The sequence below is a fragment of the Nocardia pseudobrasiliensis NBRC 108224 genome (assembly GCF_001613105.1).
GTDB lineage: Bacteria > Actinomycetota > Actinomycetes > Mycobacteriales > Mycobacteriaceae > Nocardia > Nocardia pseudobrasiliensis.
Map to the genome: position 1 here is coordinate 1 of NZ_BDBS01000051.1, position 22,257 is coordinate 22,257.

Annotated in this window: 19 protein-coding genes; 6 read left to right on the forward strand and 13 right to left on the reverse strand. The window is 68.9% G+C overall.

What is annotated here, in order from left to right; all coding sequences use genetic code 11:
* The 11 genes from ftsW to NP4_RS32915 all read right to left on the reverse strand — a co-directional run.
* Nucleotides 1-1,252: putative lipid II flippase FtsW (ftsW, locus tag NP4_RS32860; RefSeq protein ID WP_068006285.1), on the reverse strand; the 1,252-nt coding region annotated here is incomplete at its 3' end.
* Nucleotides 1,249-2,697 carry a UDP-N-acetylmuramoyl-L-alanine--D-glutamate ligase gene (murD, locus tag NP4_RS32865; protein ID WP_068006288.1) on the reverse strand — a complete coding sequence of 483 codons (1,449 nt, stop codon included), beginning with the start codon at nt 2,695-2,697 and terminating at the stop codon, nt 1,249-1,251. The genes ftsW and murD, both read right to left, overlap by 4 nt.
* A gap of 50 nt (nt 2,698-2,747) precedes the next feature.
* Nucleotides 2,748-3,824: a phospho-N-acetylmuramoyl-pentapeptide-transferase gene (mraY, locus tag NP4_RS32870; RefSeq protein WP_062513944.1), complete on the reverse strand. Its 1,077-nt coding sequence runs from the start codon at nt 3,822-3,824 to the stop codon at nt 2,748-2,750.
* Nucleotides 3,821-5,392 carry a UDP-N-acetylmuramoyl-tripeptide--D-alanyl-D-alanine ligase gene (locus NP4_RS32875; RefSeq protein WP_068006290.1) on the reverse strand — a complete coding sequence of 524 codons (1,572 nt, stop codon included), beginning with the start codon at nt 5,390-5,392 and terminating at the stop codon, nt 3,821-3,823. Before NP4_RS32875 ends, mraY begins: the two co-directional genes overlap by 4 nt.
* Nucleotides 5,389-6,978 carry a UDP-N-acetylmuramoyl-L-alanyl-D-glutamate--2,6-diaminopimelate ligase gene (locus tag NP4_RS32880; protein ID WP_068006293.1) on the reverse strand — a complete coding sequence of 530 codons (1,590 nt, stop codon included), beginning with the start codon at nt 6,976-6,978 and terminating at the stop codon, nt 5,389-5,391. The genes NP4_RS32875 and NP4_RS32880 overlap by 4 nt, the downstream gene beginning before the upstream one ends.
* 156 nt (nt 6,979-7,134) lie before the next feature.
* Nucleotides 7,135-9,024 carry a peptidoglycan D,D-transpeptidase FtsI family protein gene (locus NP4_RS32885; protein WP_156524961.1) on the reverse strand — a complete coding sequence of 630 codons (1,890 nt, stop codon included), beginning with the start codon at nt 9,022-9,024 and terminating at the stop codon, nt 7,135-7,137.
* A gap of 526 nt (nt 9,025-9,550) precedes the next feature.
* Nucleotides 9,551-10,519, reverse strand: a complete 969-nt coding sequence (gene ftsL, locus NP4_RS32895; RefSeq protein WP_245997896.1) for a cell division protein FtsL — start codon at nt 10,517-10,519, stop codon at nt 9,551-9,553.
* A 100-nt stretch (nt 10,520-10,619) separates the two neighbouring features.
* The gene (rsmH, locus tag NP4_RS32900; protein ID WP_068006299.1) at nt 10,620-11,591 is read right to left on the reverse strand and encodes a 16S rRNA (cytosine(1402)-N(4))-methyltransferase RsmH; all 972 of its coding nucleotides are present in this window, start codon (nt 11,589-11,591) and stop codon (nt 10,620-10,622) included.
* Nucleotides 11,592-11,741: 150 nt separating this feature from the next.
* Complete coding sequence (gene mraZ, locus NP4_RS32905; RefSeq protein ID WP_062506774.1) at nt 11,742-12,173, reverse strand: division/cell wall cluster transcriptional repressor MraZ; 432 nt, start codon at nt 12,171-12,173, stop codon at nt 11,742-11,744.
* A 417-nt stretch (nt 12,174-12,590) separates the two neighbouring features.
* Nucleotides 12,591-13,013 (reverse strand): SCO2097 family morphological protein, encoded by a 423-nt coding sequence (locus NP4_RS32910; protein WP_068006301.1) that lies wholly within the window; start codon nt 13,011-13,013, stop codon nt 12,591-12,593.
* A gap of 125 nt (nt 13,014-13,138) precedes the next feature.
* Complete coding sequence (locus NP4_RS32915) at nt 13,139-13,579, reverse strand: SAV_6107 family HEPN domain-containing protein (protein WP_245997895.1); 441 nt, start codon at nt 13,577-13,579, stop codon at nt 13,139-13,141.
* Nucleotides 13,580-13,697: 118 nt separating this feature from the next.
* Between NP4_RS32915 and NP4_RS32920 the strand changes: the two genes are divergently transcribed.
* The 5 genes from NP4_RS32920 to NP4_RS32940 all read left to right on the forward strand — a co-directional run bounded on the left by NP4_RS32920 (nt 13,698) and on the right by NP4_RS32940 (nt 19,036).
* Nucleotides 13,698-14,324, forward strand: coding sequence for a GNAT family N-acetyltransferase (locus tag NP4_RS32920; RefSeq protein WP_068006304.1), 627 nt, complete (start codon nt 13,698-13,700; stop codon nt 14,322-14,324).
* Nucleotides 14,321-15,892: a phytoene desaturase family protein gene (locus NP4_RS32925; protein ID WP_068006306.1), complete on the forward strand. Its 1,572-nt coding sequence runs from the start codon at nt 14,321-14,323 to the stop codon at nt 15,890-15,892. The genes NP4_RS32920 and NP4_RS32925 overlap by 4 nt, the downstream gene beginning before the upstream one ends.
* A 101-nt stretch (nt 15,893-15,993) precedes the next feature.
* Entirely contained in the window at nt 15,994-16,794 is an 801-nt protein-coding gene (locus tag NP4_RS32930) for a carotenoid biosynthesis protein (RefSeq protein ID WP_373863883.1), read from the forward strand.
* A gap of 108 nt (nt 16,795-16,902) precedes the next feature.
* Nucleotides 16,903-17,523 carry an LppM family (lipo)protein gene (locus NP4_RS32935; protein WP_245997949.1) on the forward strand — a complete coding sequence of 207 codons (621 nt, stop codon included), beginning with the start codon at nt 16,903-16,905 and terminating at the stop codon, nt 17,521-17,523.
* Nucleotides 17,524-17,854: 331 nt separating this feature from the next.
* Nucleotides 17,855-19,036, forward strand: coding sequence for a glycosyltransferase family 2 protein (locus tag NP4_RS32940; RefSeq protein WP_068006311.1), 1,182 nt, complete (start codon nt 17,855-17,857; stop codon nt 19,034-19,036).
* 1 nt (nt 19,037) lies between these two features.
* Here the strand turns inward: NP4_RS32940 and NP4_RS32945 are convergent, their stop codons facing one another.
* A complete protein-coding gene (locus tag NP4_RS32945; protein WP_245997894.1) occupies nt 19,038-19,751 on the reverse strand; it encodes a hypothetical protein in 714 nt (237 codons plus the stop codon).
* A 101-nt stretch (nt 19,752-19,852) separates the two neighbouring features.
* Nucleotides 19,853-20,851 carry a methylenetetrahydrofolate reductase gene (locus NP4_RS32950; protein WP_082876429.1) on the reverse strand — a complete coding sequence of 333 codons (999 nt, stop codon included), beginning with the start codon at nt 20,849-20,851 and terminating at the stop codon, nt 19,853-19,855.
* A gap of 118 nt (nt 20,852-20,969) precedes the next feature.
* Between NP4_RS32950 and NP4_RS32955 the strand changes: the two genes are divergently transcribed.
* Nucleotides 20,970-22,082 (forward strand): polyprenyl synthetase family protein, encoded by a 1,113-nt coding sequence (locus tag NP4_RS32955; RefSeq protein ID WP_373863882.1) that lies wholly within the window; start codon nt 20,970-20,972, stop codon nt 22,080-22,082.
* The last annotated feature ends 175 nt before the right edge of the window (nt 22,083-22,257 follow it).

Genomic DNA, 22,257 nt, shown 5'->3' on the forward strand with positions numbered 1-22,257 from the left:
CGCCGCGGGCGCGGGCGGCCTGGGCCCGGCTCGGCGAGTACACCTCGGGCTTGGGCAGGCGCAGCAGTCTGCTGAAGCGTCCGTCCTGTCCGGCGTGCAGCGCCGCGACGGCCTCCGGTTCGTGCCGCGCCGCGCTGGCGATGAGCCCGAACATGAACAGCGTGATCGCCAGCGACGAACCGCCCGCCGAAACCAGCGGCAGCTGCAGACCGGTCACCGGCAGCAGGCCCACCACATAGCCCATATTGATCAGCGCCTGTCCGGTCACCCAGACCGTGGCGGTCGCGGTCATCAGGCGCAGGAACGGATCCACCGACCGGCTCGCGATCCGCAGCCCGGTGTAGACGAACAGCGCGAAAAGCCCTAGTACCAGGGCACATCCGAGGAAGCCGAGTTCCTCGCCGATGATGGCGAAGATGAAGTCGTTGTGCGCGTTGGGCAGATAGCTCCACTTGGCCCGGCTCTGACCCAGCCCGCGTCCCCAGATCCCGCCGTCGGCGAGCGAGAACAGCGCCTGCCTGGCCTGATAGCCGATGCCCTGCGGATCCTCACTGGAATTGAGGAACGCCCGCATGCGATCCGAGCGGTATCCGGCGGTCAGCGCCAACACGCCCGCGGCCACGACGCCGGAGATTCCGATCGTCACGAACAGCCGCACCGGCAGTCCGCCGAACCACAGCAGCGCCGCCAGCACCAGACCCACCGCGATCGTGGTGGACAGATTGGGTTCCAGCACGATCAGCAGACACACCAGCAGACCCGCCGGAACCAGCGGCATGAGAATCTCCCTGTAGGAGGACTTCTCCGTACGCCGCGCCGCCAGCAGATGCGCACCCCACACGATCAGGGTGACCTTCACGATCTCCGACGGCTGGATCGAGACGAATCCCAGATCGAACCACCGCCGCGAACCCTGCACGCGCGAACCGATTCCGGGAATCAGCACCAGCACCAGCGCCAGCACCGAGATCGCGAACACCGGAAACGAGATCCGCCGCAGCATGCGCAGCGGAATCCGCAGCGCCACATAGAACAGCACCACGCCGAGCACCGCGAACGCCGCCTGCTGGATGAACAGCGCATACGCCGATTTGTCGGCCGTATACGCCTCGACGCTCGACGCCGAGAGCACCATCACCAGCCCGAGCGTGGTGAGCAGGGTGGCGATGGTGACCACCAGGTGGAAATCCGCGAACGGGCGCGCGAGCCAGGCACCGAACCAGGTGCCGGAGGGCTTGCGCGCCGGGCTCACTGCGGGCTCCCGATATCTCCCTCGTCGAGCGCCTGCACCGCCGCGACGAAACTGCGTCCCCGGTGGGTGTAGTCGGCGAACATGTCCAGCGACGCCGCGGACGGTGCCAGCAGCACCGTGTCACCGCGTCGGGCGTATCCGGCGGCGACGCGGACCGCACGGGCCATCACCGCGTCCGCACTGTCGAATTCGGACGAGAATTCCGCACCCATCCCAGCATCGTCACCCGAAGCCAGCTCGACCACGGGGACATCGGGCGCGTGTCGCGCCAATGCCGCCGCGAAAATCGGTGCGTCCTGGCCCAACAGCACGACCGCGACGAGTCGTTCGGCGACCTCCTCGACCAGATCGTCGATATGCGCGCCCTTGAGCTGACCGCCCGCGATCCACACCACCTGCTGATGGGCCAGGATCGAGGTGCGGGTGGCGTGCGGATTGGTGGCCTTGGAGTCGTCCACGAATTCCACGCCCGCCAGCTCGCGCACGAACGCCGCGCGATGCGGGCCCACCTTGTGCTCCTGCAGGCCCTCCTTGACGAATTGCGGTGCCACGTCGATGGATCGGGTCAGCGCGGCCGCGGCGAGTGCGTCGGCGACACCGGCCGGGCCGGGCGGGCTGATATCGCCCACCTCGGCCAGGATGGCGGCCTTGGTGAAGGCGCGGTCGAGCAGTTTGCCGTCGACCACGCCGAGTTCGCCGTCGGCGGGCACGCCGACGCGGAAACCGACCGTGCGGCGCGCCTTGGACTTTCGCGCCAGCGCCGCGGCGACCGGATCGTCCAGGCCCACCACGCCGACCCGTCCGGTCAGCGCGCGCGCCTTGGCCGCGGCGTAGGCGTCGAGCCCGCCGTGCCAATCCAGATGATCCTCGGCCACATTCAGCACCACACCCGCCTCCGGCCGCACCGAGGGCGCCCAGTGCAGCTGGAACGACGACAGCTCCACGGCCAGAATCTGCGGACCCGGATTGCGCCGCAACGCATCCAGGATCGGCAGCCCGATATTGCCGCAGGCGACGCTGGCGATTCCGGCCGCGCGCAGGATGGCGTGGGTCATCTGGGTGGTGGTGGTCTTACCGTTGGTTCCAGTGATCACCAGCCATTTGCGCACCGGGCCGTAGAGCCGCGCCTGATCCACCCACCAGGCGAATTCGACGTCGCCCCAGACCGGAACGCCCTCGGTGACCGCCGAGACCAGCACCGGCGAATCCGGCCGCCAGCCCGGGCTGGTGATCACCAGCGCGAAGCGGTCCAGTGCGCCGGGCTCGGCCAACTCGTCACCGGTGGCCGTGGCCAGCCCCAGTTCGGCGGCCTCGGCCATCGCCTTCTCGCCGGCGTCGGTGACCACCGGACGGGCGCCGATGTCGCGTAGCGGCTCGATCAGCGAGCGACCCGACACCCCCCATCCCGCGACGAGAACGTCACGGCCACGCAGAAATTCGAGCATGGGCCCCGGAGATCGCAAGGCCCGCGGATTATGTTCGACCATCGCTGCTGTTACCCGACCTGAGAGAGGTATTCGCTGTAGAACAAGCCCAGTCCGACCGCCGAGGCGATGCCGGCCAGCAACCAGAACCTGATGATCACCGTAGTCTCGGCCCATTTGCTGAGTTCGAAGTGATGGTGGAAGGGCGCCATCTTGAACAACCGATTGCGTGTGGTCCGGAAGACCGCCACCTGCAACACCACCGACACGGTCTCGGCGACGAACAGCGCGCCGATCACGATCATCAGCAGTTCGGTGCGGGTGGTGATGGACAGTCCGGCGATCAGGCCGCCGAGGGCCAGCGAGCCGGTATCGCCCATGAAGATCTTCGCGGGAGCCGCGTTCCACCACAGGAATCCGACGCACGCCGCCGCACCCGCCGCGCACACCAGCGCGAGATCCAGCGGATCGCGCACGTTGTAGCAACCGGCCTCGGCCTTGACCTCGCAGGCGTGGTAGTACTGCCAGAACGTGATGATCACGTAGGCGCCCAGCACCAGACTCATCGAACCCGCGGCCAGACCGTCGAGTCCGTCGGTCAGATTCACCGCATTCGACCACGCGACCACGACCAGGCAGACGAAGGCCAGGAAGATGATCACGCTCATCGAGACGGTGTTGATATCGCGGACGTAGGACAGATGCCTGCTGGCCGGAGTTCGCCCGCCCGCGCCCGGGAATTGCAGCGCCAGAACGCCGAAGACGATCGCCGAGGTCAACTGGCCGATGTATTTACCCGCGGCGGTGAGGCCGAGATTGCGCTGCTTGCGGATCTTGATGAAGTCGTCGACGAAGCCGACCGCGCCCAGCGAGGTCGCCAGGCCGAGCACCAGCAGCGCCGAAACCGACGGGCCCTCGGCGCGGTAGCCGATGCCGATCAGATGTGAGCCCAGATAGCCGGCCCACATACCGATCAGGATGGCCACGCCGCCCATGGTCGGGGTGCCGCGCTTGGCCTTGTGGCTCTCCGGGCCGTCGATGCGGATCTCCTGGCCGAAGCCGCGACGGGCGAACATGCGAATCAGCAGCGGCGTCAACAGGATCGATACCGCGAGCGCGATACCCGCGGCGAACAGGATCTGTCTCATCGGGCGTCCTCCGTGCTCGATGACGACGCCTGCGGGCTCTCCACGGTTGCGCGGGCTGCCGCCTCCGAGCCTGACGCGGACGTCGCGGCTCCGATCAGATGCTGGGCCACCGCCCACAGACCGATGGAGTTCGACGCCTTCACCAGCACCACGTCATCGGCGGCCAGTTCGTCGTCCAGCAGAGCGATCGCGGCGGCGATATCGGGAACCAGCACCGACTCCTCGCCCCACGAACCCTCCATGACCGCGCCCTGATGCATACCGCGCGACGGACGCCCGGTACCGACGACGATCAGCCGGTCGACGTCCAGCCGCACCGCCAGTCGGCCGATGCGATCGTGTTCGACCACCGATTCCTCGCCCAGTTCGGCCATTTCGCCGAGCACCGCCCAGCTGCGCCGCGGGCGCTCACCGGCCTTGGACATGGTGACCAGGGCCTTGAGCGCGGCGCGCATGGAATCCGGGTTGGCGTTGTAGGAGTCGTTGATCACCGTGACGCCGTCGGCGCGGGTACGCACATCCATGCGGTGAGCCGAGGCCACCGTCGCACCCGACAGCGCCGCGGCGACGGTCTCGAGATCCGCGCCGCACTCCAGCGCGACCGCGGCGGCGGACAGGGCGTTGCCGACCTGGTGCTCACCGTGCACGGCCAGCTGGACGGCCACGCTGGAACCCTTGGCAGACAAGGTGAATCGCGCCCGCGCCGCCTCGTCGAGGACGATATCGGTCGCCCGCACATCGGCGGATTCGGCCTGCCCGACGGTCACCACCCGCGCCGCGGTCCGCGCGGCCATCGCCGCGACATTCGAATCGTCGGCATTGAGCACCGCGACCCCAACGGCCGGAAGCGCCTCCACCAGTTCACCTTTGGCCTGCGCGATGGCCTCCCGACTCCCGAACTCGCCCAGATGCGCGGTCCCGACATTGAGCACCACACCGATTCGCGGCGGCGCGACCTCGGTGAGCGCCTTGATATGCCCATGCCCCCGAGCCGACAACTCCAACACCAGAAACCGCGTCTCGGTGGTGGCCCGCAACGCGGTCCACGGATGCCCGATCTCATTGTTGAACGACCCCGGCGGCGCCACCACCGGCCCCAACGGAGCCAGCACCCCCGCCAGCAAATCCTTGGTCGAAGTCTTCCCCGACGACCCGGTAATCCCGATAACGATCAGCCCACCCTCAACCAGCCGATCCACCACAACCCGAGCCAATTTCCCCAGCGCAGCCAGAACCGCCGCACCGGAACCATCGGTGTCGTGAGCCAACGCATAAGCCGTGCTGTCCGGCGAGATCTCCTGCTTCCCGCCGGGGAACGGTTCCACCACGATCGCGGGCACGCCCAGCGGGCGGGCGGCCAGGACGGCTACCGCGCCCGCCGCGATCGCGGCGGCGGCGTAGTCGTGGCCGTCGACTCGTTCACCCGGCAGCGCCAGGAACAGGCCGCCGGGTTCGATTCGGCGCGAGTCGAATTCGACCGCACCGGTCACCGTCACCGCGGGATCGGGCACATCGTGCAGCGTTCCGCCGACGACATCCGCAATCTCCCGCAGGGTCATTTCGATCATGAAACCGTCAGGTCCTTCGTTTTCCGAGAGAGGGCCTCCGCCAGCACCTCGCGGTCGTCGAACGGATACTTCACACCCGTAATCTCCTGCCCCGTCTCGTGCCCCTTGCCGGCCACCAGCACCACGTCACCGGACTGGGCCCAGTCGACGGCCGCGGCGATGGCATCGGCGCGATCACCGATCTCGGCGACCTCGCCGCGTTCGGACTCCGCGATGCCCAGCGCGCCCGCGCGGATCGCCGACCGAATGGTCGCCGGATCCTCGCCGCGCGGATTGTCGTCGGTGATGATCAGCAGATCGGCCCCGCGCGCGGCCGCCGCGCCCATCAGTGGTCGCTTACCGGAATCGCGGTCACCGCCGGCGCCCACCACCACGGCCAGGCGACCGCCCGTCTCCTTCAGATGGACGCGCAGCGTCGCGATCACCGATTCGACGGCCTCGGGCTTGTGCGCGTAGTCGACCACGGCCAGGAAATCCTGACCGCGATCCACCCGCTGCATCCGGCCCGGTACGTCGACGTCGGCCAGTGCGGCCGCCGCGGTCTGGGCGGACACGCCCGCCGTCGCGCACACCGCCACCGCCAACAGCCCGTTGGCGACGTTGTAGTCACCCGGAAGCCGCAGGCGCACATCGACTTTCACATCCGGCCCGGTAGCGGTGAACTCCTGGCCGCCGCCGGGCAGCGACACCACGTCGCCGACCGACCAGTCGGGCTCGGCCTCGCCGGTCGGGCTCGGCACGGTCGCCACGGTGGTCACCGGCGTGCGGCCGCTGATTTCGCGGACCAGACGCTGCCCCCAGGGCTTATCGATACAGATCACGCTGACGGCCGCCGCCACCGGTGACTCCGGCTCGAACAGCCGCCGCTTGGCCGCGAAGTAGTCCTCGAAGTCGGCGTGGAAATCCAAATGATCCTGCGACAGATTCGTGAACGCGCCCACCGCGAAATGCACACCGTCCACGCGCCCCAACGCGAGCGCGTGGCTGGACACCTCCATCACCACCGCCTGCACACCCTGTTCGACCATCAGTGCGAACATCGCGTGCAGCTGCGGCGCCTCGGGGGTGGTCAGCGCGCTGGGCACCCGCTGTCCGCCGATGCGGGTCTCGATGGTGCCGATCAACGCGGTCGACAGCCCGCCCGCGGCCAACCCGGCCTCGATCAGATACGACGTGGTGGTCTTGCCGGACGTGCCGGTGATACCGATCACCTGCAGCTGCCGCGACGGCTCGCCGTAGCTGATCGCGGAGATCTCGCCCAGCACCGCGCGCGGATCGTCGTGCACCAGCACCGGAACGTCCAGATCGCCGATCAGCTCCGCCCCGGCCTGGTCGGTGAGTACGGCCACCGCACCCCGCGCGACGGCATCGCGGGCGAATCGCGCGCCGTGCGCCCGCGCCCCGGCCAATCCGGCGAACAGATCCCCGGGCTGCACGGCATTGGATCGCTGCTCGACGCCGGTGATGGTGACGTCACCGATTTCGCCCGCGCTCGGGCGAATACCCGTGCGCTCGACGAGGGTCCGCAGGGCTGTGGTCGGCGGCACGGCCGGACGCAGCACCTGCGGGGTGGGCTGCACGGGCACGAAGCTCCTTTCGATGAAACGACGGTTCCGGTTCGACGGTTCCGGCAAAAACGGATTCGGATCGACGAGTCAGGTTACCGACGCCCGATCACGGCCGGACAACGCGCCTGGCGAGAATTCCCGTCGGCCCCGATCGGGCCTGATGGTCGCACCCGTTCAATCGGCCTGCAACACCAGACGCGGCGCGGGCGGCGACGGCGGAATCCGATCGCGTTGCAGCGCCCAGGACGCGATGCTGTGGAACAGCGGCGCCGCGGACTGCCCACCGCTGCCGTCGGAACTGCGCAGCGGGGCGTTCATCATGATGCCGATGACGTAGCGCGGATTGTCCGCCGGCGCGATTCCGGCGAAGGTGATCCAGTAGCGGTCGTTGGAGTAGCAGCGGCATGACCTATCGATCTGCTGAGCCGTACCGGTCTTCCCGGCGATCTGATAGCCGTCGATCGCGGCCGAGGGTCCGGTGCCGGTCTGACCCGAATTCATCGGATCGCGCTGCACCACGGACTGGAACATCGAACGCAGTGTGCGGGCGGTTTGCGGGCTGACGACGCGGACGCCGTCGGGCTGCGATTCCTGATGGCGATCGCCCTTGGGGTCGACCGTATCCTTCACGATCCGGGGCGGAATGCGCACGCCGTCGTTGGCGATGGCCTGGTACATCCCCGTCATCTGGAGCAGGGTCATCGAAAGACCCTGGCCGATGGGCAGATTGGCGAAGGTGGATCCGGACCATTGATCCCGCGGCGGCACAATACCCGCGCTCTCGCCCGGCAGGCCGACGTTCGAGCGCTGGCCGAGACCGAATCGCCGCAGCATATCGGCATAGCGGTCCTCACCGACGCGCTGCGCGAGCATGAGCGTGCCGACATTCGAGGAGTGACCGAATATGCCGGTCGTGGTGAACGGCACCGTGCCGTGCTGCCACGCGTCGCTGACGTCCACGCCGCCCATATGAATGCTGCCGGGCACCTGCAGCACCTCGTTCGGATTGGTCAGACCGTATTCGATCGCCGCGGAGGCGGTCACGATCTTGTTGACCGAGCCGGGTTCGAAGGCATCGGTCACCGAACGGTTGCCCATCTGGTTCGGATCCCAATGTTTCGGTCCCAGATCGGGATTGAAGGTGTTGTCGTTGGCCATGGCGAGCACCTGCGCGGTATGCGCGTCGAGCACCACCGCCGAGACGTCCTCGGCGCCCGACATCTCCTTGGCCTGCTGCACCTGCTGCTGCACGTAGTACTGCAGATCGGAGTCGAGGGTGAGCTCCACGTTCGAACCGTTCACCGCCGGCTGGCGGTCGCGCTCGCTACCCGGGATGACCGCGCCGTCGGAACCCTTGTCGTAGGTGTGCGAACCGTCGGTACCGGCCAGCACCGAATCCATCGCGGACTCCAGGCCGAGCTGACCGTGCCCGTCCCAGCCGGTCGCGCCCGTGACATTCGCGGCCAGCGCTCCGCCCGGATGCACCCGCGACGGCTCGTCGTCCGCGCCCACCTCCGGGAACTGATCGAGTATGTCGGCCGCGACCCGCGCGTCCACATTGCGCGCCAGATAGACGAAGGTGTCGTCACTGCGCAACTTGCCGAGCAGCTCGTTCTCCGCGGGCGCGTCCTTGCCGAGCTTCTCGTGCACGACCTTGGCGATGGCCTTCAACCGCTCGTCGGGATCGACCGCCTTATCGCTTTTGGCCCGCGCCTGCGCCAACTGCTTACGCACGATAACCGGCTGGAAATGCAGCGATTTCGTCGCGATGCTGAACGCGAACGGCTTCCCGTTGCGATCGGTCAATGCCCCGCGCAACGCGTGATCGGCCTGCCGCACGGTCCGCTGATTGGCCGCCTCCGCCGACAGCGTGGGCGCCGAAATGGTCTGAATCCACAACAACTGCGCCGCCACCACCAACAGCGCCACCAACATCACAACTCGCCCCACCCCGAATCGCAGCCGAAACCCACCCGCACCCTTCCCCCGCTTCTTCGGCCGAGCCCGGGGCCGCCCCGCCTTCCCCACCCGCCCCCGCTGCGAAACCCCACTCCGCCCAGCCATCATCGCCCGCTCTCAACCGCACCCGGCGCGAAGCAACGAACCGCCTGCCCGCCTCCCGACACGTCTCGGTGTGTGAGCCGCCCGCCGCGATCGAACTCGGTCCGCGCAGAACCGACCGTGCTGGCCATCGGCCCACTCCAGTGGGCGGTGAAAACGCCTGCGACGCTGCGTGTGGCCGCCAACATCCGGTTGCCACACGGCGAGCAACTCCGCTGTGCCGCTTCCGCTCGAAGCTCGCCCAAGATCGAACTCGCGCCGCTCCCGGTTCCGGCCGTTTGCCGGTCCGCTCGTTCGTACGCGGATTCCATGGCGCGCACCTGCTTTCGCAGCATCGGCACGATCTCGCCCAGCGGCAGCATGGGGAAGTCGTTGGGCGCGGAGGCGAAGCTCGGCCGCGAGCTGTGCGGCGCACCGCCTCGACCTGGAAATTCGGCTGTAAGGGCCGGAAATGTCGCGTGCCCACCACCCCAGGGCGTGGTGGGACCGGTTGCGGGGCCGAATGATTCGGCTGCGTTCGGGCTCGGGGTCACTGGCCGCCCCCGTCGGGGGCTGGTTGCGGTTGGGTGGGGGTCACGGTGTCCAAGGGAGTGGGCGCGGCTGGGTTCTGAGGGTCGGCCGCGGGGAGCTGTGCCGCTCCCGCGGCCGCGGGGACCTGGCCCGGTGCGGGCGGCGGAACGGGGGCGGCAGCTGGGGCCGGTCCGGTTCCCTGGCCCGGCGTCTGTGTCGCTCGCTGACCCGGAACCGCGGCCTGACCCGCCGCGCCTGCTTGACCTGCAGCTGCAGCCTGGCCCGGTGTCGCACCCTGGCCCGCCGCCGCGGCCTGGACCGCCGGGTTGGGTTGGCCTGCGGGGGCGTTCGGGGCGGGCTTGGGGGTGGTGGTTACGGGGACCACACGTTCGCCTTGGGCTTGGACCAAATTCGGTGGCGGCGCGGCGGCGGATGTGGGTGAGGGGTTCAGGGGCGGGACGGGTGGGCCTTCGGCGGGGACCTCCTTGCCGATGACCGTGACCGTGCCGTCGGGGGCCACGACCAAGCGGACCGGATCCTTGGCGGGGATCATGCCGAGTTCACGGGCGCGGCTGGCCAATTCGGGGGCCGAATCGGCGGCCTCGACCTCGCGCTGCAGGGCCGCGCGCTCGTCGACGAGCTGGCGGTTGAGGCGACGGGCGTCGCCGAGTTGATAGCTGTCCTCGGCGGCGCGAGTGGTCAGCAACAGGGTCAGGGCGAGGCCGCAGCCGAGCAGGGCCATGATGCCGGTGACGAACGGGAGCCGGCCGGCCATGGCCGAGGCTGCCCGGCCCGACAGCGGCGCGCTATCGCCGCGGCTCTGGACACGATTGCGTCGGCGCGCATAAGCCCGTTGGGCCGCACCGGATTTCACTCGATCGGCGGATTCGGCCCGCCGCGGGGCGGCCGGGGCCGCCTGTCGCTGTGCCGGTTGCGCGGATCGTCGCGATCCCCGGTCCGGCGCATCCACCCGTGTGCGCACGCTCATGCTCTCGCCTCCCCTACTCTCACCGGCCCCACCGACGCGCTGGTGCCGCTACGCGGCCCCGTCGGGACCGCGAATACGGTTGCGCCTACGCCGCGCTCGTTCATCCGGCCGCCTCGATCCGCTCCGCCGCGCGCATCCGCACCGGTGCGGCGCGCGGATTTTCCGCGATCTCTTCCTCCGTCGCCTTCTCCGCGCCGCGGGTCAGCACCTTGAATTCCGGTCCCATGCCGGGCAGTTCGACCGGCAGATCGACCGGCGTCCGCGATGCCGACCGCTGTGCGAGCAGCTGTTTGACCAATTTGTCCTCGAGGGACTGATACGACATGACCACGATGCGGCCGCCCACCTCGAGCGCGTCGAGCGCCGCGGGCAGCGCGGCCTCGAGCGATTCGAGCTCGCGATTGACCTCGATGCGTAACGCCTGGAACGTCCGCTTGGCCGGATGACCGCCGGTGCGCCTGGTGGCCGCCGGAATGGTGTCGTAGAGCAGCTCCACCAATTCGCCACTGGTGGTGAACGGCTTGCGCTCGCGACGACGGATGACCTCGCTCGCGATCTTCCCGGCGAAGCGCTCCTCGCCATAGGTCTTGAGGATTCGCGCCAGATCACCGTGGCCGTAGGTGTTGAGCACATCGGCCGCGGTCGGTCCGGTGGTCGAATCCATCCGCATATCCAGCGGCGCGTCGACCGAATAGGCGAAGCCGCGATCGGTCTCGTCCAACTGCATCGACGACACCCCGAGGTCCATCAGGATCGCCCGCACCGAATTGGTCGGCGGCAGACCGGCCTCGCGCAGCGCGTCGGCGATGCCGTCGTAGCGGGTGTGCACCAGGGTGATTCGATCGGCGAACGGCTCGAGTCGCGCACCGGCCAGCTTCAGGGCCTCGGTGTCGCGATCCAGGCCGACCAGCCTGATCTTCGGATAGGTCCGCAGAAAATGTTCGGAATGCCCACCGAGGCCGAGGGTCGCATCGATGAGCACTCCGCCGGAAGTCAGTGCGGGACCGAGGATTTCGTCGGCTCGCCGGAGTAAGACCGGAACATGGCGCGGGCCGGGGTCTTCATGATTCAACCTCGACCTCCCGGATCCTGGGCGATTGGACTCTCACGTCGGTGGGGAATGCCCCGTGGTCTCTGACCGAACGACGGCACCTGGCGTTGGGGAAGTACGTCAGGGTCCGTCGTCGGGCAGAGGCCGCAGGGCACTCGCCTCGCTCGGGGGCTAGAAGATTCCGCCCAGCGACTCATCTCTGGCCAGCGAGTAATCCTCCTCATGTTCGGCGAGGTAGGACTCCCACGCCTGCTTGTCCCAAATCTCGAGGAAGTCGACCGAGCCGATCACCACGCAATCCTTGGACAGATTCGCGTAGCGGCGGTGTTCGGCCGACAACATGATCCGGCCCTGGGCATCCGGACGCTGCTCGTCGGTCGAGGCGGCCAGGGCTCGGACGAAAGCCCTTGCCTGCGGATTACTTCGCGACGCCGCGGCGGCTCGCCGCGCCAGGGCGGCGAACTCCTCCTTGGGATACACGGAAAGGCTGTGGTCCTGCCCCTTGGTGACCATCAACCCTCCCGCCAACTCGTCGCGAAACTTCGCAGGCAACGTCAGTCGCCCCTTGTCGTCCAGCCGAGGCGTGTAGGTACCGAGAAACACCGTCTCGACACCTCCCGTTGATCACCCCGTCTGGTCGGCCTCCTTCAGTGCGCGCTCCACATTACCCCACTTTCCCCCACTTTCAATCGAAAGCCGCGGTGATCTCGGTCCCCGCGTGGCGGATTTCGCAGGTCACACCAGCTATCACCGAGGTGGGGAGATTTTGCCGAGTTCTCCCGACACGCGCAGCCGACACGACGGGCAATCCGGAAACGGCCAGCAAACCCGCAGATCGCAACCGGTTACCCACCGAAGTGGGGACGGGTGGGGGTTCGCGTGGGGAGATGTGGGGTGTTCTGGAGCGGGCCGCCGAGGCCCACGGAAAACAAAACGACACGCCGTGCATCGCACGGCGTGTCGTATGCCGATGAACTTATGTCGTCCGCCCGCGGCCCTGCCTACGGGAGGCGGGACGGATCAGTTGCCGTCTTCGAACCGGCGCCTGAACCGATCCTCCATACGGGCGGAGAAGCCGCCGCCCTGCTTGCGCTGTTTCCCGCGCGCTGCTCCCGCACCGCCCGGACCCGGCGTCGCCTCGCTCCGGCGGGCTCCGCCCGGCATGGCCGGACCGCCCCACAGCAGCAGCACGCCGGCGCCGAACATGACGATGAAACCGAACAGGCTGATGATCGGGAATCCGCCCGGCTTCACCGGCAGGGCGATGCCCGCGACGAGAAGAACCAGGCCGAGGACGAACAGAGCCGCCGCTTGCAGTCTGCGTCTACCGCTCGCCGAACGTAGCCGTCCTCCGCGGACGGTCGAGGCGAACTTGGGGTCCTCAGCATAGAGCGCGCTCTCGATTTGTTCGAGCATGCGCTGCTCGTGCTCGGAGAGTGGCACGGTACCTCCCCCGGCACTAGGTCGTGGTGGTCGCCTCCGGGTAGGCGACTAGTAGCCGACCTTGGCGGCTACCTACGACCAATGATACGAGTTCGATCAGCGTGCTACCACCTACTCCACGATGTTCAGGCCGTGCCGTCGGCAAGCCACCCCGGGATCGGCCGCAACCGGGTCGCGGCGCCGACCAGATCTTCCACGTCGTGCAGGAATGCTCCTACGCGCGAAGCGAACTCATCGGCCCGGGCCGCATCGATGGGACGATCCAGGCCCGCTTCCAGCGCCGCCCTGGTCTCCGAGTGCGCGCTGAAGTAGTCCGACCACATGACGAATTCCGGTGCTGCCTGCTGCATCAGCACCCAGGCATTGCGCGAACGCGCCCGTGGCGCGCGGTCGGCGCCGGTGAGCGCGAGCACCGCTCCCGCACCACGCAATGCCGCCAGATAGGCGGTCCGGAACCGTTCACGCGGATCGGGTTCGGCGGCCGACTGCAGCAGCAGCCCGTCGGCCCGATCGAGCAAATTCCCGGCCCGCCCGGAACGCCCCGGATGGTTCATCCGATCAGCCATGGCGGTTACCTCCACACCCCTCGCATACCGAACAGGTATTCGAATGTCGTTCAGGTGTGAATATAGAGAGGACCACCGACAACTTTTCCGCGTCGAACGAGAGCCGCGCCGCCGAGACATGACCGCCGTCAGACCCCACCACACTCCCGCCCCCGTCGTCGTCGACCTCTCGGCCGCCACCCTGCGCGCCCGCCTGCACGACGCCCTGTCGGTGTACGTCGCGGCCATGGGCTATCCGCGCGGCACCGAACATCACCGCGCCCCGATGTGGACCGAGCACACCACCCGCCCCGGCTGGCAGGCCGTGGGGGCCGTAATGCCCGATGACACCGGGCAATTCGATCTGCGCACCGCACCGCTGGTGGCGATCGCCTACGGCTATCACGGCGCCCCGCATCAGTGGTGGCATCAGCAGGTGCACACCGGTATGCGCCGCTCCGGCTGGCCCGAACACGCCACCCGCGACATGCTGGCCGACTATTTCGAGCTCACCGAACTGCATGTGCACCCGAGTGCCCAGGGTCGCGGCATCGGCGAGACGCTGCTGGTCCGGCTGCTGCGCCATCGCCCCGAGCGGTCCGCGCTGCTGTCGACCCCCGAGGTCGACCACGAGGACAATCGGGCCTGGCGGCTGTATCGGCGACAGGGCTTCACCGATGTGGTCCGGCATTTCGTCTTCTCCGGCGACACCCGTCGCTTCGCCGTACTGGGTCGGCGGCTGCCGCTGGAAGATTCACGCTCGTGACGATTGTGGTCGTCGGCTCCGGCCACAACGCGCTGGTCGCCGCGTGTTATCTGGCGCGGGCGGGTGAGCGGGTCGAGGTGCTCGAGCGCGATGAGGTGCTGGGCGGGGCGGTGTCGACGGTGGAGCGGTTTCCCGGGCATCTGATCGACCGAGGATCCTCCGCGCACATCATGATCCGGCACACCGGCATCATCGAGGAGCTCGAGCTGGGGCGTTTCGGGCTGCGGTACATCGACTGCGATCCCTGGGCTTTCGCGCCCGCGCCGGCCGGTGACGATCGCGCGCCGATCGTGTTCCATCGCGATCTCGAGCGCACGTGCGCCTCGATCGCGGCGGCCTGCGGTGCGCGCGATGCCGGGGCCTATCGGCGGTTCGTGCGGGTGTGGGGTCCGCGTTCGCAGCGGGTCATGCGGGCCTTCGCGGGACCGGCGCGGCCGGATCGGCTGATTCGCTCGTTCTGGGGGCTGGACGCCCGGGCCGGGAGCAGCGCGCTGTCGCGGGAGTTCCTGCAGACCGGTGACGCGCTACTGGACAGCTGGTTCGACGATGAGCGGCTCAAGGCGGCGCTGGCGTGGTTCGGCGCGCAGTCCGGACCGCCGATGTCCGAGCCGGGTACCGCGCCGATGGTCGGCTTCGCGGCGCTGATGCACATCCTGCCGCCGGGTCGCGCGGTCGGCGGTAGCGGCGCGCTGAGCGCGGCGCTGGTGGCCCGGCTGCGCGCCGACGGCGGTGTGGTCACAGCCGGTGACGCGGTCACCGAACTGCGCCGCGCGGGCGCGGGCTGGCGGGTGCGCACGGCCTCGGGGCGGGAGCTGGCGGCCGACAGCGTGATCGCCGGGACCCACATCCTGACCACGCTGGAGCTGTTGCGGCGCGGGGGTTTCGACGCGGCCGTGCTCGACGAGTGGCGTCGCCGCATCCGGGTCGGCCCCGGCATCGGCATGGTGGTGCGCGCGGCCACGACGGCCCTGCCGTCCTATCCCGGCGCCGCCCAGGAGGATTCGGCGCACGGACTGCAGTTGCTGGTCTCGGATCGACGGCACCTGCGCGCGGCGCACGGCGCGGCGCTGGCCGGGGAACTGCCCCCGCGACCGGTGGTGCTGGCCATGAGCTTCAGCGCGTTGGACCCGTCGATCGCCCCACCCGGGGAGCATCAGCTGTCGCTGTGGGCGCAGTGGCATCCCTACCGCCTCGCCGACGGCAGCGACTGGGCCGGGCACGCCGAACGGGAGGGCGATCGCATCATCGCCGAACTCGACGCGCTGGCACCGGGTTTCACCGAATCGGTGCGACAGCGCCTGGTCCAGACGCCCGCCGACCTGGAACGCGAGCTGGGTCTGCTGGGCGGCAATGTGATGCACGTGGAGATGTCGCTGGATCAGATGTTCTTCTGGCGGCCGCTGCCGGAACTGTCGGGCCAGCGGGTACCGGGCGCGCCCGGCCTATATCTGACCGGCGCGTCCACCCACCCGGGCGGCGGCGTGTCGGGGGCCAGCGGGCGAACCGCGGCCCGCCTGGCAATGCGCGGGACCCGGCGAAACCGGTTCGCGCCCTTCGGCCGACAATGAGCGGGCGGCTCGGGAAAGGGACTTCCGCGAGCGCGTCGAGTGGGGACGTGAGCGGTCGACCAGCGGGGAGTCGGCGACTCGACCACGGGGGCGCGTCGGCTGTGGGCGCGGTCGTGCGGGTGCTGCCCGGGGTTGCGGTGGTGGCGTGGGTTGTTGCGCAGATTTGTTATCCGTTGAGTGTGGGGGTGGGGCGGGATCGGGTGACGGTTGTCGTTGTGCTGCTGTCGGTGGGGGTGGCGCTGGCTCATGCGGTGGTCTATCGGGGGGCGCGGTTTGCGATCGGGTTTCTGGTGATCGTTTCGGGGATCGGGCTGGTGGCCGAGATGGTCGGCACCGCATCGGGTTTCCCGTTCGGGTGTTATGTCTATGCCGCGGGTCGACTCGGGCCGGCGGTGGCCGATGTTCCGGTTGTGGTGCCGCTGGCGTGGACCGGTGGGTTGTATGCGGTGTGGGTGGTGGCCGGGCTGCTGGCGCGGCGGGCGTGGGTGCGGATTCCGTGGACGGCCGCGGGTGCGGTCGGGTGGGATCTGTTCCTGGATCCGCAGATGGTCGCCGATCGGCAGTGGTCGTGGTGTTCGGATCTGCCGGGGCTGCCGGGGATCTCGGAGATTCCGTATACCAACTATCTGGGCTGGTTCGGGGTGGCGATGATCATGGCGATGCTGTTGCACCTGCTCGAACGGGGTGCGCCCGCTCGTGACACATCGCCGATCGTGCCGATCGTGGTGCTGCTGTGGACCTGGTTGGGTTCCACGCTCGCGCATGCGGTATTCCTCGGGTTGTCCGCCTCGGCGGGCTATGGATTCGCGGGTCTCGGGGCGCTCGGTATCCCTTTGGTGGCGTCGATGAGTCGACGGGCCCGTCGCGTGCGGCTTCGCTCGGCGTGTCATGGCACGATGTGAGCCGTGCAGCCGAGTCCGACACCATCGACAGCCGACGTGAGGCGCGCGCGGGCGCCACGTCGGCGCCGCCATCGCGCCTGGTCCATCGTCTTTTTGGCGGCGTTGCTGATGCCCATGCTGGCCGGGTGCCTGCGGGTGCAGGTGTCGATGGGCGTGTCGTCCAACGATCGGGTGTCGGGGCGGATCGTGGCCGCGACGGTGCCCGCCAACGACAAGGACAAGGGGCCGCAACTCAAGGCGCCGGAGTCGCTGGTGGCCAAGGTGCGGGTCGAACCCTATTCGCAGGACGGCTATGTCGGCAGCCAGGTCTATTTCGACGATCTGACCTTCGGCGAGGTACAGCAGCTGAGCGGACTGTCGGATCAGACGCAGGGCATGTTCAATCTGCAATTCACCCGCTCGGGTGATCTGGTCACGCTCAGCGGCCGCGTCGACCTGAAAACCGTTCCCGCACAAGGCTCCGACGTTCAGTTCACCGTCGCCTTCCCCGCCCGCGTGGCCACCACCAACGGCACCCGCGAGGGCGATTCGATCGTCTCCTGGAAACTCCCGCCCGGCGACGTCAGCACCGTCCGCGCCGAGGTCAGCTATGCCGACCCCAACACCCGCTCGTTCGCGGGCTGGGCGGGCATCATGGGCGGAGTCACCCTCGCGGTGGCGGCTCTCGTCGCCGTGCTGGCCTACATGAGCCGCAATCCCGCGCCTCCCTGGTCGCGCGAGCACTCCTGAGCGGGCGACCCCTGTCCCGGCGCTGGCGCGCCGGGACAGGGGAAATAAAGGCCTTCGTTCCGGAAGGGACAACAGAGCCTTCGTTCCGAAGGAAGGCGATGGAAGCCTTGGGTCCAGAACGGGGCAATAGAAGTCCTCGGTCCAGAACCGGGCAACAGAAACCCTCAGCCCAAACGGGCAACAGAAGCCCTCGGTTCGCAGGAGCGGGTTGAGAGCCTTCGACTGGGTGATGTGAAGTCTGCGGCCGGAGCGGTGGTGGGGCGGGGTAGGGGGTTGCGCGGTAGCGTCGGGGGCGACAGCGGTAGCCGGGGTGTGGGAGGCTGGACTTCGCATGAATACGGTCACGGCTCGGGGTGTGGTAGCCGCCGCCGCGGTGTTGTCCGGGGCGGGATGCGTCATGGCTCTGGTCAATCGGGTGACGGTGCGGCAGTTGGTGGCCGTGACGACCTCGGTGATCGAGCCGGTGACCGTATGTGTGCCGGCGCGCGACGAGGCCGATCGGCTGCCCGCGCTCATCGCGGATCTGCGGGCGCAGCGCGGGATTCCGCGCATGCGGGTGTTGATTCTGGACGATCGCTCGGCGGACGGGACCTATCACGCGGCCGTCGCCGCGGTCGAGGGCGACGAACGGTTCACCATCATCACCGCCGAGACCGAACCGGCATCCGGCTGGACAGGTAAGACCGCGGCGTGTGCCCGGCTCACCGAGATCGCGGGCGTCACAGGGGGTTCCGACGACGCGCCCGCGGGCGTGCTGATCTTCCTCGACGCCGATGTGCGACTCGGCCCGGGCGCGATCGCGGCCGCGGTCGACGAATTGCGTCGCTCGGCCGCCGCGGTGGTGGCGCCCTGGCCCTATCAGCGGGCCGAATCGCTGAGCGAGGCGTTGGTGCAGCCGCTGCTGTGCTGGTCGTGGGCCACCACGCTGCCCGTGCGGTTGGCCAATCACAGCCTGCGGCCCTCGACCGCGGTGTCGTGCGGGCAGTTCCTGGTCTTCGACGCGGCGGCCTATCGAGCGATCGGCGGACATGCGGCCGTGGCCGCGGATGTCACCGAGGATCTGGCCCTGGCTCGTGCGCTGCGCCGTGACGGTCGACGGACCGTCCTCGTCGCCGCCGGGCGCGTGGCGAGCACCCGAATGTACCGGAGCGCAAGCGATCTCGATGTCGGATACACGCGCTGGCTGTGGTCGGCCTACGGTTCGGTCGCCGGTAGCGCAGCGGTCGGCGCGCTGGCCGCCCTGACCTATTGGACCCCGCCGCTGGCCGCGCTCCTCGGTCACGGCGCGCTGCGCCGCACGGGCGCTCTCGGCTATACCGCCGCCGTCTGCGCCCGCCTGCTGGCCCGCTCCCTGGAGGCGGGCGACGCACCCGGCCCGTCGGATATCGCGGCGGCCCTTGCCCATCCCGTCTCGGTCGCCGCGTATCTGCGGCTGTCCATCCGCTCGCACCGGCTGCACCGGGCCGGACAGCTGACCTGGAAGGGTCGCTCGCTCGTCGCCCGCGCCGGATGACTCAGGGCACCCCGATGATGCCCACGGTCGGCAGGAAGAAGCAGGTCTTCAGGCCGTTGCGGACAGTACCGAACATCATGGCCAGGACCGTGCCCGAACCGGTGTCGACGGGGGCCACTCGAACCCCGCCGAAGGGCAGGGCGCGGGTGAGCATATTGCGGACGACCGATTCGGCCATGGGACGGACGGATTCGGGGACCTGCGGGGGCAGCAGGATCTTCACCAGTTGCGACAGCGGGCCCATCGGGACGAATCCACCCTGCTTGGTGCTGACGTTGAACCAGACCAGCTGCATACCGGAGGTGTCGAACCCATCGGGCCACAATCCGAACGGCACGAACGCGAACAGCGTCTGCCCGGCCTTCACCCCCGACAGCTCCAATCCGGGAATCGCGATGGTGTGCTTGGGCCACGGACCGGGAAACGCGCCCGCCAGGGCCGGGGCGATTCCGGCGTACTCCGGATCGAAGTCGCTGCACAGCGGCGAGAACGTGGGCCACAGGAACGGCTGCGCGCCCAGCCGCTGCAAATTCTGCGCCGTATCGTCGTAGGCCGCGAACAGGTCCGAACCGGCCATCGCCCGATCGGCTCGCGCGATCGCGGCGGCGGGATCGGGCGCGGTGGGCGGTTGGGCCGCGGCCGGTCCCGCACTGCCGAATACGGCCGCCGCGGCCACCAGCGCGGCGAGACGAACGAGCGAAAACGACACGGCCACCGGCATTCTCCTGTCGGACAGCACCACGTAGTCACACAGACGACGTGACGCTACCGTGCCGCGAGGGCGCAAAGCCGTTATCGCCGCGCGAAACGCCGAAGTCAGGCGCTGACGGGCGCGGCCGACATGGTGTAGCCGAGGTTGGTCAGCACCTCGCTGGTGGCCTTGGCGAAGTTCAGGGTGATGAAGTGCAGACAGGGCGCGCCCTCATCGATCAGCCGCTGCCCGAGCTCGGTGGCGATCTCGATGCCGACCGCGCGCACCGCGTCGCGATTGCGCTCGGGATCATTGCCCGCCGCCCGCTCGAGCCGCCGCATCAGCGCCGGGGGCAGCGCACGACCCGACAGCTCCTCTGCCCGCTGCACGGTGCGCAGCGAGGTGATCGGCATCAGCTCCGGAATGATCGGCTTGGCGCCCTCGATCGGATCGCATGCGATCACCCGATCGCGCAGCCGCAGATAGTCGTCCACCTCGAAGAACATCTGGGTGATCGAATATTCCGCTCCCGCACGCAGTTTCGCGCACAGGAAGCGGGTGTCGTGATCCAGATCCGGCGACCGGTGATGCCCCTGCGGGAACGAGGCCACACCGACGTGGAAGTCGCCGAGTTCGCGCACCATCCGCACGAGTTCGTCGGCGTAGGCCAACCCCTCGGGATGCTGATGCCACTCCCCCAGCGGGTCGCCGGGCGGATCACCGCGCAGCACCAGCAGATTGCGGATGCCCGAATCGGCATAGGTGCCCATGATCGAGCGCAGTTCGGCGACGCTGTGCCCGACAGCGGTGAGATGGGCCACAGTCAGCAGGGTGGTCTCGCGCGCCAACTGGCCGGTCACCCGGGCGGTGCGATCGCGGGTCGAACCGCCCGCACCGTAGGTCATGGATACGAACGCCGGATGCATACGCTCGAATTCGCGTGCGGCCCGCCACAATCGGGCCTCGGCCGCGGCATCGCGCGGCGGGTTGAATTCCACGGAGAAGGGAATGGCGCCGTCGGGACGTTTGCGCAGCGCGCCCACGACGGATGGAGTTCCGGAAACCCGGGGCGTGCGGGGCCCTCGGCTCGGGGTCGAAAATCCCTGTACGTTGTCAGAACTCACCAACTCAGTGTAATTGGCGACCTCGAAGACCCCATGACCTCGGGGTCTGCTCACCGCAGTATCGTTTTCCCGGGCGCAGGTGCGCGTCCGACGCGTCGAGTCACCTTGGGAGGTTGTGTTGTCGGCTGGCCCGGGTACTCCGACACGTCCGGTTTCGACGGATGCCGCGACGCTGGTCACCGCGGTGGAAGCGGCGCTCGAGGAGTTCTTCGTCACCCGCCGCGAATATGTCGACGAGCTGGGTCCGGTCTTCGTCACCGCCGCCGAGGCGCTGCGGGATTTCGTCCTGCGCGGCGGTAAGCGCACCCGGCCGGCATTCGCCTGGACCGGCTGGCTGGGCGCGGGCGGCGATCCGACCGGTCCCGAGGCGCCGGCCGTATTGCAGGCCTGTTCCGCGCTGGAATTGGTGCAGGCGTGCGCGCTGGTGCACGACGACATCATCGACTCCTCCCGCACCCGGCGCGGATTCCCCACGGTGCACGTCGATTTCGAGCGCCGCCATCGCGAACGCGGCTGGGGCGGTGATTCCGCTCACTTCGGCACGAGCGTCGCCATCCTGATCGGCGATCTCGCCCTCGCGTGGGCCGACGATATGGTCGCCGCGGCTCGACTCGATCCCGCCGCGTACGCCCGATTCGCCCCGGTGTGGGCGGGGATGCGGACCGAGGTGATGGGCGGGCAGCTGCTCGACATCCACGGCGAGGCGGGCGCCGACGATTCGGTGGAGGCCGCGCTGCGGATCAACCGCTACAAGACCGCCGCCTACACCATCGAGCGCCCGCTGCATCTGGGCGCGGCGCTGGCCGACGCGGATCCGGATCTGATCGCGGCCTATCGCGAATTCGGCACCGATATCGGCATCGCCTTCCAACTGCGCGACGATCTGCTGGGCGTCTTCGGCGATCCCGCGATAACCGGCAAACCGTCCGGCGACGATCTGCGCGAGGGCAAGCGCACGGTACTGATCGCCGAGGCCCTGCGCCACGCCGACGCCGACGATCCGGCCGCCGCGAAACTGCTGCGCGCCAGCCTGGGCACGAATCTGTCCGTGGACGAGGTGATCGACCTGCGCGCACTCATCACCGACCTGGGCGCGGTCGACGACGTAGAGCAGCGCATCACCGACCTCACCGATCGCGGCCTGAGCGCCCTCGAAAGCAGCTCGGCCAGCCCCGAGGCCAAACGCCGCCTGCACGCGATGGCGGTGGCGGCCACCAAGCGCGTGGCGTGATGTCCCCGTCCCAACGCCGTGCGGCGCGGGCGAGCCGCACGCGGCCCGGATGCTCGCATGACCCGCGCCCTGAGGAACGAACGCACGGCACACGACCCGGACTTCCGCACGGCGCACGGCTCGGCATCCCCACCACCCACGTCGTGCGGCCTGGGCGAACAGCATGCGGCCTGAT

Coding starts and splice junctions, on each gene's coding strand:
- NP4_RS32935 (WP_245997949.1), top strand. CDS start 16,903: ATGCCCATGCTGGCCGGGTGCCTGCGGGTGCAGGTGTCGATGGGCGTG.
- mraY (WP_062513944.1), bottom strand. CDS start 3,824: ATGAGACAGATCCTGTTCGCCGCGGGTATCGCGCTCGCGGTATCGATC.
- murD (WP_068006288.1), bottom strand. CDS start 2,697: ATGCTCGAATTTCTGCGTGGCCGTGACGTTCTCGTCGCGGGATGGGGG.
- NP4_RS32885 (WP_156524961.1), bottom strand. CDS start 9,024: ATGGCTGGGCGGAGTGGGGTTTCGCAGCGGGGGCGGGTGGGGAAGGCG.
- NP4_RS32920 (WP_068006304.1), top strand. CDS start 13,698: ATGACCGCCGTCAGACCCCACCACACTCCCGCCCCCGTCGTCGTCGAC.
- NP4_RS32940 (WP_068006311.1), top strand. CDS start 17,855: ATGAATACGGTCACGGCTCGGGGTGTGGTAGCCGCCGCCGCGGTGTTG.
- NP4_RS32915 (WP_245997895.1), bottom strand. CDS start 13,579: ATGGCTGATCGGATGAACCATCCGGGGCGTTCCGGGCGGGCCGGGAAT.
- ftsL (WP_245997896.1), bottom strand. CDS start 10,519: ATGAGCGTGCGCACACGGGTGGATGCGCCGGACCGGGGATCGCGACGA.
- NP4_RS32875 (WP_068006290.1), bottom strand. CDS start 5,392: ATGATCGAAATGACCCTGCGGGAGATTGCGGATGTCGTCGGCGGAACG.